Origin of the sequence: Acidovorax sp. WCS2018Noco2-16, from assembly GCF_031843945.1 — a bacterium.
In the GTDB taxonomy this organism is placed as follows: Bacteria; Pseudomonadota; Gammaproteobacteria; order Burkholderiales; family Burkholderiaceae_C; genus Paracidovorax.
In genome coordinates, this window is sequence record NZ_JAVTJJ010000002.1 from 483003 (window position 1) to 498369 (window position 15367).

Here is a 15367-nt window from a genome sequence, read left to right on the forward strand (position 1 = left end):
AGAAAAGTGAGTCCAGTCAAAAAAATCAGGGGTAGAAGGCCAGCACACGATAGCCAGTGATACGGCCCGCGTCGGCGTTGACCGCTAGGGACACGCCGCCCGCCCATTCGCCTAGAGCCGTCAAGGTAGAGGGGGCACCCAGCTCTTCAGCGCGAATCACGCGACGTACGACCGCCTGGTCTTGTGCATCGGTCAGCGTCAGTTCTACTGCCGGCATGGCCACCATCATGGCGCCCCGGTTTTTCAGGGCCAGTTGCAGCTGAAACGTGCTGTCGACACGGCCCTTGGTGAAGGACGAGCTGTCGATGACCACGTCTGAAATGCTGCGCGGCGGCGCCAGACTGCAACCCAGGGCGCTACAAACCGCCTGAAGTGCCGGTCGGGTAAATGGATGAAGCGAGGCGATACGGTCGCGGTCGCGCAGCGCCACCTGAAGAGCGAGGAACGCCAACAGCAACAGCGCCCCTGCAGCGAGTGCCACACGCACCGCAGGGCGTCGCCAGAATGCCTGGCGCCGCGCCACACGAATGAAGCCTGGCTCCTGTTCTGCAGCAGACTCGTCCTCGACAGGCCTGTCTTTTGCGAGGGCCACCGCCCGGCCAGACAGCTCGGTCGATCGTTTGGGCGGGACCACAGCCACAGGGCTTGAAGTCTCTTCGGTCGAAATTCCAGCGTCTGCCTTGCGCAACAGGCCCGTACCAGTGAATGGCGCCGGCCCTATGGGCATGACCGGACCTGCATCGGCAATGGCCTGCGCTTCCAGCCCGACCATAGCGTCCAGCGGGTCAGCGGCCCAGGGCGCCTCAACACTTTCCACCACCTGCGCGACAGGCCCGTCCTCGACGCTGCTGTCAGCCACAGGGCGGCTGCCGCCGTCGTCTTCCAGGTCCTCCGGCCAACCCGAGTCACGCAGCTCGGCAAAAGGCAATTCGTAGCCTCCCGAATCCGAGCCAGCGGTGTCGAGGGACTGTTCAGGTGCTCCGGCCGCCTCACCCGCGGCGGCAGCAACATCGGAATGAGCGGGCAACAGGGGCAGCGCAGGCGCAACAACAGCTGGCTCGCGAATACGCCAGCCAAACCGTGTGGCGGGCTCCAAGTCCCAGGGCGGAACATGGTCGCCGCCAGCCTGCCGGTTAGCGGACAAAAAAGCGGGAACGGAAAGCGGCACTACAGGCGATTGAGCAGCAGGCGTTGCTTCGGCGAGCGATGAAAGCGGCGCCACCAGCGGCATGTCGCCGGGTGGAACAGGTGGCGAGCCTGCCACGGCTGACCTGGCGCTGCCCCAGACCTGCGCTGCAGCGGCCCGCGGCGTCGACAGGGACACCGACTCCTGCCCGCCCGCGTCTTCCGCTGTTCCCCATTGGTCGAAAGGCAGATCCGGCAAGAGCGGCTCTGACGGAGCCACCTGCAGGTTCGACGCGGCGTGGAACACTTCCTTGCACTGCCCGCAGCGCACCCATCCATCAGAGATGCGCAATTGATCGGCGACGACCTTGAAGGTCGTTGCGCAGGCAGGGCAGCGTGTGATCTGGCTCATCGGCTGTGGATTGTAGGTGCGCAATCCCGGTGCACCGCCACCATGGCCACCCTGCGCAACGCAGGGCTCAACGACGAGCCGTCATCAAAATCCAGCCATCTTCCTGATCCGCCACGTCCAGCGAAAGATACGGCGCGTAAGCCTGCTGCAGTTCAACCGCCTGGCGTTCCAGAATGCCGGCCAGCACCAGGTGCCCGCCCTGGGCGACATGGCCGCTCAGCAGGGGAGCCAGCACCTTGAGAGGCGTCGCCAGAATATTGGCCAGCACGGTTTGGTAAGCGCCTTGCGCGCGATCCGGCAGACCTGCTGCCAACTGCACACCGTTGGCATCTGCGTTCTGCAAGGTCGACTCCACCGCCGCCGGATCGATATCCACCGCATCGATGTCGGATGCACCGAACTTCGCCGCGCCGATGGCCAGAATGCCAGAGCCACAGCCGTAGTCGAGCACGCGCCCCAACGTGCTGCCGGCTTTTGCCGAGCCCTGCTTTGCAATCCAGCGCAGGCACATGCGTGTGGTGGGATGCGTGCCGGTGCCGAAAGCCAGCCCAGGGTCCAGCCGAATGCTGCGCACAGCCGCCCCAGGCAATTCGTGCCACGTGGGAACGATCCAGAAATCCGGCGTGATCTCGACCGGCGTGAACTGCGACTGCGTCAGCCGCACCCAGTCCTGATCGGGCACCGGCGCAACGCCCAGCACCGCGCAGTCTTCGAAGAAATCCTGCGCTTCCAGCAGTTGCCGGGCCTCGTCTGCAGCGGCCTGGTTCGGGAACAACGCCACGACGCGGCTGCGCTGCCAGCCATCCTTGGGCGGTGGCATGCCGGGCTCGCCAAACAGCGCCTGCTCTGCATCGGTCTGCGCGTCCGCATCTTCCACGGACACGCTGAGCGCCTCCAGCGCATCGAACGCATCGCTTACGGTTTCGACCCGGTCTTCAGGGCACAACAGGCTCAGTTCAAACATCTCGGCACTCCTCATGGCAAAGCCCAACAAAAATGCTGGCGTCCGTCGCCGGAGGCCAGCATGCAGATCATCGTCTGTCTTGAGCGCGTATCGCTCAGCGCTTATGGTGCGCCAGCCACTCTTCCAGATAGTGGATGTTGGTACCACCTGCCATGAACTTGGCGTCCACCATCAGCTCGCGGTGCAGCGGAATGTTGGTGTTGATGCCTTCGATCACGGTTTCCAGCAGTGCCGTGCGCATACGCGCCAGCGCTTCTTCGCGGGTGTCGCCATGCACGATGATCTTGCCGATCATGGAGTCGTAATTCGGCGGCACGTAGTAGTTGGTATACGCGTGGGAATCGACACGCACGCCAGGGCCACCCGGTGCATGCCACGTCGTGATGCGGCCTGGCGACGGCGTGAACTTGTAGGCGTCTTCAGCGTTCACGCGGCATTCGATGGCATGGCCGCGAATCTCGATCTGGCGCTGGGTGAACGGCAGCTTTTCGCCAGCGGCCACCATGATCTGCGTCTTCACGATGTCCACGCCCGTGATCCATTCGGTCACCGGGTGCTCCACCTGAACGCGCGTGTTCATCTCGATGAAGTAGAACTCGCCGTTCTCGTACAGGAACTCGAACGTGCCCGCCCCGCGATAGCCGATCTTCTTGCACGCCGCCACGCAACGCTCGCCGATGCGCTCGATCAGCTTGCGGGGGATGCCAGGCGCAGGGGCCTCTTCGATCACCTTCTGGTGGCGCCGCTGCATGGAGCAGTCGCGCTCACCCAGGTACACCGCATTGCGGTGCTTGTCGGCCAGAATCTGGATCTCGATGTGGCGCGGGTTCTGAAGAAACTTCTCCATGTACACGGCCGGATTGCCGAAAGCGGCACCGGCTTCTGCCTTCGTCATCTGCACCGCATTGACCAGGGCCGCTTCGGTGTGCACCACGCGCATGCCGCGGCCACCGCCGCCGCCTGCAGCCTTGATGATCACCGGGTAGCCCACGGCCTTGGCGATGCGGCGGATCTGCACGGGATCGTCGGGCAACTCGCCTTCGGAGCCCGGAACGCAGGGCACGCCGGCACGGATCATGGCCTGCTTGGCAGACACCTTGTCACCCATGATCCGGATCGATTCGGGCGTGGGCCCGATGAACTGGAACCCGCTTTTTTCCACCCGTTCGGCGAAATCGGCGTTTTCGGACAGGAACCCATAGCCGGGGTGAATCGCTTCCGCGTCGGTCACCTCGGCCGCCGAAATGATGGCCGGCATGTTGAGGTACGACAGCGGCGAAGGCGCCGGGCCGATACACACCGCCTCTTCGGCCAGCTTGACGTACTTGGCGTCGCGATCGGCCTCGGAATACACCATGACGGCCTTCACGCCCAGTTCACGGCACGCGCGCTGAATCCGCAGGGCGATCTCGCCGCGGTTAGCCACCAGAATCTTTTTAAACATCGTTCCCCCCGCGGCTCGATCGCCCGCACGCTGCGCGTGCCAGGGCAATGTGCCGGACTTCGTCCGTCCGCGCCAAGGCGCGAGCCCCACGGTTAGCCACCAGAATCTTTTTAAACATGCAAGGCTTACTCGATGACGAAAAGCGGCTGACCGTATTCCACCGCTTGGCCGTTTTCGCCCAGGATGCGCGTCACGGTGCCAGACTTGTCTGCTTCGATTTCGTTGAGGATCTTCATCGCTTCGATGATGCAGATCGTTTCGCCTTCCTTGACCTGGCTGCCCACCTCGACGAACGACTTGGCGCCCGGGCTGGCAGCGCGGTAGAAGGTGCCGACCATCGGGGACTTGACGATATGGCCCGTCTGCGCAGGCGCTGCGGGGGCTTCTGCTGCCGCAGCGGTGCCCGCGGCTGTGGCCGCCACCGGAGCGGCCTGCACAGGTGCTGCCACGTACTGCTGCATGACCGCCCCACCGCTCTTGACAATGCGGACTTTGCCCTCGGCTTCGGTGATCTCCAGTTCAGACACATTCGACTCGGACACAAGGTCGATCAGGGTCTTGAGTTTTCGCAAATCCATGGGGAGCTCCAGCGCCTAAAAAACGGAAGAGGCGCGAATTTACCTTAATTTCGGCCTAGTTCGCCGAATCCAGCGCAATGGACATCATCCCGCACCAGAAATGTCTGCAACTTAACCCAGTTGAGACCACGCTTTCAGGTCATCCGCCGTAACCTGCCCCATTTTACGATGCAAGATGTTGCCATCTGTACCGAACAAAACGGTATAGGGCAGGCCTCCGGTCAGGTTGCCCAGCGATCTGGCTAGGTCGGTACCGCCCAGCCCCCCCAACGCCACAGGAAAATCCAGCGGCAACCGCTGCAGAAACTGGCGCACGGCCGTGGGTTGGTCGATCGCCAGGCCCACCACCTGCCAGCCCCTGGCTTTCTGCTCGCGATAGAAAGTGTTCAGCAGCGGCAACTCCTCCACGCACGGAGGACACCAGGTTGCCCAGAAGTTGAGCACCAGTGGCCGGCCGCGAAAGGCCTGCATCGCCACTCCCTCGCCGCCGGGGCCAGTGAAACTGGAGGCCCAAAATGCGGTCTCGGCTTCAGACGCCACCGCGTGTGGCTGAAACCGCCACCAGGCCAAGCCAGCCCCGGCCAGTGCTGCGGCTCCACCCATGCCGGCCAGCAGCCAGCGGCGCGAATTAAGGGAGGGCGTGGCGGCAGAAGAAGAAGCGATGGGTGAATTCATGCAGCGGGATTGTCTTCGTTTTCGTTTGCAGATTCGGCCAGCAACTGGCGTACGGCCTTGGCATCGCCCCGTGGGGTGCGGCCCCGGGTGTCCGGCTTGAGTGCGCCGCGCAGGTCGTCCAGATCGTAGATGAGCAAGTGCACGCCAACGTTTTCACCCAGCGCCAGCGACATGCTGCTCATGCTGAGTGCTTCCACCGGCTCGCCCCGAAAGCCGGTGACGGTCCTGGGTTCGTAGTCGACGTGGTGATCGATGAGCGCGATCTCCGCCGACTTGCAGTCATCGCAGAACAACTGCACGTAAATATCAGAAAGACGCGTGGCCGTGCCATGCCACACCGCGCCAGCGAGATAGGGGCGGAACTGCGCCATGCGCTCCATCCAGACCAAGGCCAGTTCGCGCAGAGCGCGCAACTCGGTCGGCTGGGTGTCGGCGCAGAACAGGCCGATGTACTCGCGCACTGCGTCTTCGACCAGATCGTTGTCGGGCAACGGTGTGCGGGTGGGCAGGCCCAGTTGCCGCACGGCGCGGCGCTTGGCGGGGCCCCATTCCAGCCCCTCTTCCACGACCAGGCGGGCAGCGGTGCTGGCGATCTCGGTAGCGAGTGCGTTTTCCATGGGGTGCCTCCGATGCAAGGCTGCATTGTGGAGCCAAGCCTGGCGCAGGCTGCCCTCGGCGGCAAGACGACAGCGCAAGAATCGGGGGCTTTATGGCTCCCAATTTGCCGTTTGCTATTATTTTTATAGCTACATGCGCTTGATACACAAGCGCCAGCGGCCTGTTTGATATCCAACCGTAGAATCGGCGCCCATGCATATTCACATACTGGGCATTTGCGGAACCTTCATGGGCGGGCTGGCCGCGCTGGCGCGCGAAGCGGGCCACCGGGTGACGGGCTGCGACACGGGCGTGTACCCGCCGATGAGCGACCAACTGCGCGCTTTGGGCATCGAATTGATTGAAGGCTACGGCGCCGACCAGATGACGCTGCAGCCGGACATGTACGTCATTGGCAACGTGGTCAGCCGCGCGCGCCTGGCTGACGGCTCGCCCAAATTTGCGCTGATGGAAGCCATTCTGGATGCCGGCGCGCCCTACACCAGCGGCCCGCAGTGGCTGTCTGAACACGTGCTGCAAGGTCGGCACGTGCTGGCTGTGGCAGGCACGCACGGCAAGACCACTACTACGTCGATGCTGGCGTGGGTGCTGGAATGCGCCGGGCTGCAGCCGGGGTTTCTGGTGGGGGGCGTGCCGCTGGACTTCGGCGTGTCGGCACGGCTCGGCGCCGCACGGCGGCCGGTGAGTGGCGCCGGCCCCTCCGGCGCCGCACCGGTCTTCGTGATCGAGGCGGACGAATATGACACCGCCTTCTTCGACAAGCGCAGCAAGTTTGTGCATTACCGCCCGCGCACCGCCGTGCTGAACAACCTCGAATTCGACCACGCCGACATCTTCGATGACCTGGCTGCCATCGAGCGGCAGTTCCATCATCTGGTGCGCACCGTGCCGCCATCCGGCCGCGTAGTGGTGAACGGGCTGGAAGAAAGCCTGACACGCGTGCTGCACGCCGGCTGCTGGAGCGAGGTGGCCAGCTTCGGCACCGCCGTGAGCGACTTCACCGCCCGCGGCGAGCCCCATGCCTTTGATGTGCTGCACCGCGACCAGCCTGTGGCCCGCGTGGAATGGGCCTTGGGCGGCATGCACAACCAGCTCAATGCACTGGCCGCCATTGCCGCCGCGCAGCATGTGGGCGTGTCACCGGCCGACGCGGCGGCTGCGCTGGGGCGCTTTCGCAACGTCAAGCGCCGCATGGAACTGCGCGGCACGGTGAACGGCATTGCCGTGTACGACGACTTCGCCCATCACCCCACCGCCCTGCGCACCACGCTCGATGGCCTGCGCCGCCGTGTAGGCCCCGAGGCGCGCATCCTCGCCGCCTTCGAGCCGCGCAGCAACACGATGAAACTGGGCACCATGAAGGCGCAACTGCCCTGGGCGCTGGAGGCAGCCGACCTGTCGTTCTGCCACACCGCAGGCCTGGACTGGGATGCGGCCGCCGCGCTGGCGCCACTGGGTAATAGCGCCCACACCGCTGCCAACGTGGCCGAGCTGGTGGAGCAGATCACCCAGGCAGCGCGCCCGGGAGATCATGTGGTGTGCATGAGCAACGGCAGCTTTGGCGGCGTGCATGCACAGTTGCTTGAATCACTATCAAAATAATAGCTACCAGCGCTTTACCATCAAGCGCTAGAGGCCTATTTGACTTAAAAAGTCACTGCCATGGCCGGCAGGTCCACATGCACGATGGGCTTGGCCAGCGCCGCGCTGGTGGCGCGCGCGAAGGCGGTGAGCCACTCCTGGTCCCCCAGCAGCGCCGGGCCGGCAGCCTGCGCCACCGTCAGCACCTTGTCGGCCAGCAGCACCTTGCCGCTGGCGCGCAGCGGCTCGCACTCCAGGCGGTTGAACTCGTCGTCTAGCCAGCGACGCGCGGCCTCGTGTTGCAGGGGTTCGGCGCCTTGCAGGTCGCAGCGAAACTGCTGGCGGGATGACACGGTGACCAAGACTTCGCTGGGCATGAGATTAGTCGCTTTCCTGGAAATGGTTGGGGCCGGGATGAGGGCAGCTTACACCGCCCTCCCCGGCACGCCGCTGCGGGTTTTCAGCGAGCGCGGCGCGCCGTCACGGCGGCCGACAGGTCGGCCAGCGTGGCCAGCGAATCGTCCCAGCCCAGGCAGGCGTCAGTGATGCTCTTGCCGTATTCCAGGTCGCTCGCCAGGTCCTTGCCCGGCGTGAACTTCTGCGCGCCGGCGGTCAGGTGGCTTTCGATCATCAAGCCGAACACGCTGTGCGAGCCGCCCGCGACCTGCGCGCCGATGTCGCGTGCCACGTCGCGCTGCTTTTCGTGCTGCTTGCTGCTGTTGGCGTGGCTGCAGTCGACCATCAGCGTGGCGGGCAGACCGGCCTTTTCGAGGTCGGCGCAGGCAGCCTTCACGCTCTCGGCGTCATAGTTGGGCGCCTTGCCACCGCGCAGGATGACGTGGCAGTCCTGGTTGCCGCTGGTGTTGACGATCGCGACCTGGCCGTTCTTGTGCACCGACAGGAAGTGGTGGCCACGGCTGGCGGACTGGATCGCATCGGTGGCGATGCGAATGTTGCCGTCGGTGCCGTTCTTGAAGCCGATGGGCGCCGACAGGCCCGATGCCAACTCGCGGTGCACCTGGCTTTCGGTGGTGCGCGCACCGATGGCGCCCCAGCTGATCAGGTCGCCGATGTACTGGGGCGAGATCACGTCGAGGAATTCGCTGCCCGCCGGCACGCCCAGGCGATTGATGTCGATCAGCAACTGGCGCGCAATGCGCAGGCCTTCGTCGATGCGGTAGCTCTCGTCCAAGTAGGGGTCGTTGATCAGACCCTTCCAGCCGACCGTGGTGCGGGGCTTTTCGAAGTACACGCGCATGACGATTTCCAGCGTGTCCTTGTACTGCTCTCGTGACGCCTTGAGCTTGCGGGCGTATTCCAGCGCGGCGGCCGGGTCATGAATGGAGCAGGGGCCGATGACGACCAGCAGCCGGTCATCCTGGCGGGCCATGATGCGGTGAATGGTCTGGCGCGTGCCGGTGATGAGCGATTCGACCGCTGTCCCGCGAATCGGGAAGAAGCGGATCAGATGATCCGGAGGGGGCAACACGGTGATGTCCTTGATACGTTCGTCGTCGGTCTGGCTGGTTTTCTCGACGTTGCGGTACCAGGCATCGCTGGCGGTGTTGGCAGGAGCCGTCATGGTTGCTTCCTCGTGGATTGAAATGATGGAAAGAACAGGTGGGGAAAACAGGCGCGGAAAACAAAAAACCGCCGGGCTTTTCAGCTTCGGCGGTTGTCAGGGAGTAGTGCTCAGTCAGGGTGCGCGCTTACCTCTCATCCGCCAGGGACAGAGAACCAAAACCAAAAGTAAAACGCGCTACGCACTTGCATGAGATTCAATGTAACACGTCTTTTCGAGGGGCGGAAAGCAAGGCGTTGCCGCGATGCGACAGGCGATTCACCCCGCCAGAACGCGCCACCAGCCCATGACGCGTTCGCGCAGGCCTGCGGGGCGCGGCGGTGCAAGGCTTACCAGCGTGCTCGGTCCATCCGCCTGTTCATACAGATCCACCAGCAGCAGCGCCTCGCCCAGCGTGCGCCAGGCCAGTTGCTCGAACGCGTCGAACCGGGCGGGCTCTGACCGGCTGCGCTGCACCAGCGAGAGGCGCCATGCGCCGGTCACGTCGGTCAGCTCTCGCAAAGCGCGCTGGTAAGCGGCCATTTCGTACAGGCTGTGCCAGGCCGAATCGAGCCCCGTCACGAAGCGCCGATGCTGATGAACGAACTGAGCCAGCCGATCCACCGCGGTCAGGACATCGGCAGGCTCCCGGTGCAGCCGGCGAAGACGCAAAGCGCTTTCGATGTGCTGCGACAGCAACGCCAGATGGTCACGCATGGGGCGCCCGGCTTCACGCTCTGCACCTTCGCGCAACAACCGGCTCAGATCGGCGAAGGACTGAGCAGTCGTCAGTGCAGCGCGGGACAGCGTGGATGGCATGAGCGGCATTGTGCGTTGGAAGATGCATGAAGCCATGACAGGGCGCAGCAGGCCCGGCCGTCGACCATCGGTTGAGCAGTTGAAATGAACGCTCGCTCTTGTCCTACGGTTACAGGGTGTGTCAGCAGACGCGCGATCAATCTCGCGCTTTTTAAGCTTCCGTCGTCCCTCCGATCTACTCCTTCATCTTTTCAAAGAAGGCTCCCATGTCCATCCATACCGCCACCGCAACCTACGAAGACCGCCCCTGGGCTGCCACTGTTTCCTGGGGCGCCGTTTTTGCGGGCCTTGTGCTGTCGCTCATCGTCTACCTGGTGCTGTCGGTGCTTGGCACCGCCATCGGGGCATCGGCCATCGACCCGCTGGTTGACCGCAATCCCTTCAGCGGCTTTGGCGTGGGTGCCGGCATCTGGGCCGGCGTGACCACGCTGCTGGCCATTGCCGTCGGCGGCTTCGTGGCGGGCTACCTGGCGCGCCGCTCCGGCGGCCTGCATGGCCTGCTGGCCTGGGCGCTGATCACGCTGGTGACGGTGTACCTGTTGGTTAGCGCCACGGGCAGCGCCCTGAACGTGGCCGGCAGCGCAGCCAAGGCAGGCCTGACCACGGTCGGTGCCGTGGCGGGTGCGGGTGTGTCTGCAGCCGCTCCGGCTGTGGGCAATGCCGTGCAGCGCCAGCTTGACCAGGCGGGCATTTCTCTCGACGTCAACAACCTGCAGGCTGAACTCGAAAAGCTGCTGCGCCAGACCGGCAAGCCGGAACTGCAGCCTGAGAACATCAAGAACGAAACGCAGGCCGCCGCCAACGAAGGCCAGGCTCGCGCCGAAGTCGCTGCCCAGACGCCTCAAACCGCCGACGTCGACGCCAAGGGCTGGCTGGCCAGCGTGATCCAGCGCGGCGAACGCGTGCTGAACGCTGCCGACAAGGAAGCGCTGATCAACATCATCGTGGCCCGCACCGGCAAGAGCCGCGCTGAGGCCGAACAGATCGCCAACAACTACGAGCAGACCTACAACCAGGCGCGCGCCAAGATCGAAGAAGCCAAGCAGCAAGCTGAGCAGAAGGCGCGTGAAGCCGGTGAAGAAGCCGCCAAGCAGGTGGCACGCGGCTCCTGGGCAACGCTGGTGGTGCTGCTGATCGGCGCGGTCATCGCTGCAGGCGCTGGCGTGCTGGGCTTTCGCCGCCAGCGCCCGGTGGGCGTGGTCGTCACGCCCTGACGCGTTAGCCGCCCCAATGCCGCTGAGGCATTGACGGCGGCGCATCCAGGCACACAACAAAAAGCCCGGCGGTTCATCACCGCCGGGCTTTTTGCATGGTGGCCGGCACGACGGCCGGCAGATGCTTCAGGCCGTGCCGCCGACCGTCAGCCCGTCGATACGCAAGGTCGGCTGGCCCACGCCCACCGGCACGCTCTGGCCTTCCTTGCCGCAGGTGCCCACGCCGCTGTCCAGCGCCATGTCGTTGCCGATCAGAGTCACCTTCTTGAGCGATTCCGGACCGCTGCCCACGATGGTGGCGCCCTTGACAGGGTAGAGGATCTTGCCGTCCTCGACCCAGAAGGCCTCGCTGGCGGAGAACACGAACTTGCCGCTGGTGATGTCCACCTGCCCACCGCCAAAGTTGGTGGCATAGAGGCCGCGCTTGATGCTAGCCACGATCTCGGCCGGCTCCTTGTCGCCACCCAGCATGTAGGTGTTGGTCATGCGCGGCATGGGAATGTGGGCATAGCTTTCGCGGCGGCCGTTGCCGGTGGGCTTCACGCCCATCAAGCGGGCGTTCATCGAATCCTGGATGTAGCCCTTGAGAATGCCGTCCTCGATCAGCACGTTGCGCTGGCTGGCATGGCCTTCGTCGTCCACGTTGAGCGAGCCGCGGCGGTCGGTGATGGTGCCGTCGTCCAGCACCGTGACGCCCTTGGCCGCCACGCGCTGGCCGATGCGGCCGCTGAACGCACTGGAGCCCTTGCGGTTGAAGTCGCCTTCCAGCCCGTGGCCGATGGCTTCGTGCAGCAGCACGCCCGGCCAGCCCGGGCCCAGCACCACGGTCATCTCACCGGCCGGCGCGGGGCGCGATTCCAGGTTCACCAGCGCCGCGTTGACCGCCTCGTTGACGTACTGGGTGATCTGCGCGTCGTCGAAATACGCGAGGCCGAAGCGCCCGCCGCCGCCGGCCGAGCCCACCTCGCGGCGGCCGTTCTGCTCGGCAATGACGGTGATCGACAGCCGCACCATCGGGCGCACGTCGGCCGCCATGGTGCCGTCGGCGCGGGCCACCAGCACCACGTCGTATTCACTGGCCAGGCCGGCCATCACCTGCGCCACGCGCGGGTCCTTGGCGCGGGCCTGCTGCTCGGCCTTTTCCAGAAGCGCCACCTTGGCGGTGCTGTCCATCGACGCGATCGGGTCGATGCCGGCATAGAGCGAACGGCTCTTTGCTATCTTTTGAGGAGCAACCTTCACCCGTCCCGTCTGCGCTACAGCCGAAATAGACCGCACAGTGCGCGCCGCGTCCAGCAGCGAGGCTTCGGAGATGTCGTCGGAATAGGCAAACGCCGTCTTCTCGCCGCTCACCGCACGCACGCCCACGCCCTGGTCGATGCTGAAGGAGCCCGTCTTCACGATGCCCTCTTCCAGGCTCCAGCCCTCGCTGCGCGTGTACTGGAAGTACAGGTCGGCATCGTCCACGCGGTGCGCGCGGATCTCGGCGAGCGCGCGCGCCAGGTGGGTTTCGTCCAGCCCGAAAGGCTCCAGCAGCAACTGGCGGGCGATGGACAGGCGTTCGATGGTGGGTTCGCGGGAGATCATGCGTGGATTCTAGAAGCCTTGGCTGCGACAAGCGCAGCGGCCGTCCAGCAGCCCGGCCGCCAGCACGGCCATCCCTCGCGCTGGCGGGGCGACAAGCGCGGTGCGTCTGTGTGATATTCACGGCCATGCCCATCACCTCCGCCGCCGACTCCGACCTCACCCGCCACCCCACCCTGCGCGAGCAGGCCGGCGCCCTGGCGCGCGGCGACACCACCAGCGAGCGGCTGGTGGCCGCCGCGCTGGAACGCATCGCCGCACACCAGACCGCTGGCGGCCACGCCTACGTGGGCCAGGTAAACGCCGACGCCGCGTTGCAGGCCGCGCGGGCCAGCGACCAAAGCCGCGCCGCCGGCCGGGTGCCTTCCCTGCTGGCCGGCCTGCCGGTGTCGATCAAGGACCTGTTCGACGTGCGGGGGCAGACCACGCAGGCCGGCTCGATCGGCCCGGTATCGGATGCGCAGCCCGCTGCGGCCGACGCCCCCACCGTCGCCCGCCTGCGCGCGGCCGGTGCCGTGCTGCTGGGCCGCACGAACATGAGCGAGTTCGCCTTCTCCGGCCTGGGGCTGAACCCGCACCACGGCACCCCCGCGAATCCGCACGACACCACACGCATCACGGGCGGCTCCTCTTCGGGGGCAGCTGTCACCGTAGCGCTGGGCCTGGCCGATGCGGCCCTGGGCACCGACACGGGCGGCTCGATCCGTATTCCTTCGGCGTTCTGCGGGCTGACCGGCTTCAAACCGACTGCCCACCGCTTGCCGCTGGCGGGCGCCTACCCGCTCTCTCGCAGCCTGGATTCGGCCGGACCGCTGGCGCGCAGCGTGGACTGCTGCGCCATCGTCGATGCGGTGCTGAGCGGCCAGGCGCTGGACACCGCCACACCGCCGCTGGCCGGCCTGCGGCTGGCCGTGACGCAGGACGTGGTGCTGGACGGGCTGGATGCCGCCGTGGCTGCAGCTTTCGACCGCGCCCTGGCGCTGCTGTCCGCTGCCGGCGCGCAGATCGTGCGCTTCGGTTTTGCCGAATTGCGGGACCTGCCTCGCCTGAACGCAGCCGGCGGCCTGGTGACCGCGGAGGCCTGGCACGTGCACCGCACCCGACTGGAAGATCCTGCCCTGGCAGCCCAATACGACCCGCGAGTCGCCCAGCGCACCCAGCGCGGCGCAGCCATTTCAGCCGCCGACTACATCGACCTGCTGGATGCCCGCGCCCGGCTGCAAGCCACTGCGAAAGACCGTCTGCACGGGGTGGATGCGTGGCTGATGCCCACGGTTCCCCTGCTCGCACCGCGTCTGGCAGACGTGGCTGAGAGCGACGAACGGTTCTTTGCCACCAACGCGCTGGTACTGCGCAACCCGTCGGTCATCAATTTTCTGGATGGCTGCGCGCTCAGCCTGCCGTGCGGCGAAGCGGGTGCACTGCCGGTGGGCCTGTCCATCGCCGGCCTGCACGGCGCCGATGCGCGGGTGCTGCAGGTCGGGCGTGCCGTAGAGGCTTGCCTGCGGGCCGGCTGACCTCGGTATCGGCTGCTACCCGCCGCGCTCGGCCAGCGGCAGGCGCTGCGCCCGCGCTACCGACATGAGCACGCCCAGCGCCAGCCCCAGCGTCACCATCGCTGTGCCACCGTAGCTTACGAAGGGCAGCGGAACGCCCACCACGGGCAGGATGCCGCTGACCATGCCCATGTTCACGAAGGCATAGGTGAAGAAGATCATCGACACCGCCCCGGCCATCAGCCGGCCGAACAGCGTGGTCGCGCCCATGGCAATGGCCAGGCCGCGCCACACCAGCAGCAAGAAGCAGACGATCAGAAACAGGTTGCCGGCCAGGCCAAACTCTTCGGAGAACGCCGCGAAGATGAAGTCGGTGGTGCGCTCAGGAATGAACTCCAGGTGCGTCTGCGTGCCGGCCATGAAGCCCTTGCCCCAAAAACCCCCGGAGCCGATGGCGATCATCCCCTGGATGATGTGAAACCCTTTGCCCAGCGGGTCGCGGGTCGGGTCCAGCAGGGTGCAGATGCGCTGCTGCTGGTAGTCGTGCAGCACCGGCCAGCGCATGCCGTCGGCGCACAGCTGCGGCTCGAACCACACGATGAGCGCAATGCCGATGCCGCCCAGCACCACCGGCGGCACCACCAGCTTCCAGGGCAGGCCCGCAAAGAAGATCACCGACAGCCCGGCCGCCAGCACCAGCAGCGAGGTGCCCAGGTCGGGCTGCTTCATGATCAGGCCCACCGGCATCACCAGCAACGCGCCGGCCACCATGAAGTCCAGCGCACGCAACTGGCCTTCGCGCTTCTGGAACCACCACGCCAGCATCAGCGGCATGGCGATCTTGAGGATCTCGCTGGGCTGGATCACGATGCCCAGGTTCACCCAGCGCTGCGCGCCCTTCTTGGTGATGCCGAACATGGCGACCGCCACCAGCAGCGCCACGCCTGCGATGTACAGGGGCAAGGCCAGCGACATCAGCCGCTGCGGCGGAATCTGCGACACCACGAACAGAATGCCCGCCGCCAGCAGCATGTTGCGGCCATGGTCATAAAAACGCGTGCCGTGGTCGTAGCCCGACGAATACATCGCCACCAGGCCAATGGACGCCAGCAGCACCAGCAGCCCGATAAGAATCCAGTCGAATCCGCGAAAGAGAGGCAGCACGCGCTGCAGCAGGGAAGGTTTGTCGAAGACGGCGGACATGGGGCGCGATTATCGGGCGCTCTGCAAGACCCACCAGAACGCAGAGGACGAAAGGCACAATGCCCGACGTCCTTTTCATCGTCCTGTCGCCCT

General features: G+C 65.5%; 15 protein-coding genes. 4 read left to right on the forward strand and 11 right to left on the reverse strand.

Annotated elements, in window-relative coordinates:
• Positions 1–25: 25 nt before the first annotated feature.
• The 6 genes from RQI28_RS07615 to RQI28_RS07640 all read right to left on the reverse strand — a co-directional run bounded on the left by RQI28_RS07615 (position 26) and on the right by RQI28_RS07640 (position 5815).
• Positions 26–1537, reverse strand: a complete 1512-nt coding sequence (locus tag RQI28_RS07615) for a DUF3426 domain-containing protein (protein WP_311222002.1) — start codon at positions 1535–1537, stop codon at positions 26–28.
• Positions 1538–1604: 67 nt separating this feature from the next.
• Positions 1605–2501 (reverse strand): 50S ribosomal protein L11 methyltransferase, encoded by an 897-nt coding sequence (prmA, locus tag RQI28_RS07620; RefSeq protein WP_311222003.1) that lies wholly within the window; start codon positions 2499–2501, stop codon positions 1605–1607.
• 94 nt (positions 2502–2595) lie between these two features.
• Entirely contained in the window at positions 2596–3945 is a 1350-nt protein-coding gene (gene accC / locus RQI28_RS07625; protein ID WP_311222004.1) for an acetyl-CoA carboxylase biotin carboxylase subunit, read from the reverse strand.
• A 125-nt stretch (positions 3946–4070) separates the two neighbouring features.
• Complete coding sequence (gene accB / locus RQI28_RS07630) at positions 4071–4523, reverse strand: acetyl-CoA carboxylase biotin carboxyl carrier protein (RefSeq protein ID WP_311222005.1); 453 nt, start codon at positions 4521–4523, stop codon at positions 4071–4073.
• A gap of 111 nt (positions 4524–4634) precedes the next feature.
• Positions 4635–5198 carry a TlpA disulfide reductase family protein gene (locus tag RQI28_RS07635; RefSeq protein WP_311222006.1) on the reverse strand — a complete coding sequence of 188 codons (564 nt, stop codon included), beginning with the start codon at positions 5196–5198 and terminating at the stop codon, positions 4635–4637.
• Positions 5195–5815, reverse strand: a complete 621-nt coding sequence (locus RQI28_RS07640) for a hypothetical protein (protein WP_311222007.1) — start codon at positions 5813–5815, stop codon at positions 5195–5197. Before RQI28_RS07640 ends, RQI28_RS07635 begins: the two co-directional genes overlap by 4 nt.
• A gap of 193 nt (positions 5816–6008) precedes the next feature.
• On the opposite strand from RQI28_RS07640, the gene mpl reads away from it, so the two are divergent.
• The gene (mpl, locus tag RQI28_RS07645; RefSeq protein WP_311222008.1) at positions 6009–7418 is read left to right on the forward strand and encodes a UDP-N-acetylmuramate:L-alanyl-gamma-D-glutamyl-meso-diaminopimelate ligase; all 1410 of its coding nucleotides are present in this window, start codon (positions 6009–6011) and stop codon (positions 7416–7418) included.
• Between the two features lie 44 nt (positions 7419–7462).
• Here the strand turns inward: mpl and RQI28_RS07650 are convergent, their stop codons facing one another.
• Both RQI28_RS07650 and RQI28_RS07655 read right to left on the reverse strand, forming a co-directional pair.
• Positions 7463–7774: a hypothetical protein gene (locus tag RQI28_RS07650; RefSeq protein WP_311222009.1), complete on the reverse strand. Its 312-nt coding sequence runs from the start codon at positions 7772–7774 to the stop codon at positions 7463–7465.
• A gap of 83 nt (positions 7775–7857) precedes the next feature.
• On the reverse strand, positions 7858–8979 hold the full coding sequence (locus RQI28_RS07655; protein WP_311222010.1) for a 3-deoxy-7-phosphoheptulonate synthase: 1122 nt from the start codon (positions 8977–8979) through the stop codon (positions 7858–7860).
• On the opposite strand from RQI28_RS07655, the gene RQI28_RS07660 reads away from it, so the two are divergent.
• The gene (locus RQI28_RS07660; protein WP_311222011.1) at positions 8978–9172 is read left to right on the forward strand and encodes a hypothetical protein; all 195 of its coding nucleotides are present in this window, start codon (positions 8978–8980) and stop codon (positions 9170–9172) included. The genes RQI28_RS07655 and RQI28_RS07660 overlap by 2 nt on opposite strands.
• A 65-nt stretch (positions 9173–9237) precedes the next feature.
• Here RQI28_RS07660 and RQI28_RS07665 read toward each other — a convergent pair whose 3' ends face one another.
• Entirely contained in the window at positions 9238–9777 is a 540-nt protein-coding gene (locus RQI28_RS07665) for a hypothetical protein (protein WP_311222012.1), read from the reverse strand.
• A gap of 206 nt (positions 9778–9983) precedes the next feature.
• On the opposite strand from RQI28_RS07665, the gene RQI28_RS07670 reads away from it, so the two are divergent.
• Complete coding sequence (locus RQI28_RS07670) at positions 9984–10991, forward strand: hypothetical protein (protein ID WP_311222013.1); 1008 nt, start codon at positions 9984–9986, stop codon at positions 10989–10991.
• Between the two features lie 126 nt (positions 10992–11117).
• Here RQI28_RS07670 and tldD read toward each other — a convergent pair whose 3' ends face one another.
• A complete protein-coding gene (gene tldD / locus RQI28_RS07675; protein ID WP_311222014.1) occupies positions 11118–12578 on the reverse strand; it encodes a metalloprotease TldD in 1461 nt (486 codons plus the stop codon).
• A gap of 125 nt (positions 12579–12703) precedes the next feature.
• On the opposite strand from tldD, the gene RQI28_RS07680 reads away from it, so the two are divergent.
• Positions 12704–14092, forward strand: coding sequence for an amidase (locus RQI28_RS07680; RefSeq protein ID WP_311222015.1), 1389 nt, complete (start codon positions 12704–12706; stop codon positions 14090–14092).
• Positions 14093–14107: 15 nt separating this feature from the next.
• Here the strand turns inward: RQI28_RS07680 and rodA are convergent, their stop codons facing one another.
• A complete protein-coding gene (gene rodA / locus RQI28_RS07685; protein WP_311222016.1) occupies positions 14108–15274 on the reverse strand; it encodes a rod shape-determining protein RodA in 1167 nt (388 codons plus the stop codon).
• Positions 15275–15367 lie beyond the last annotated feature (93 nt).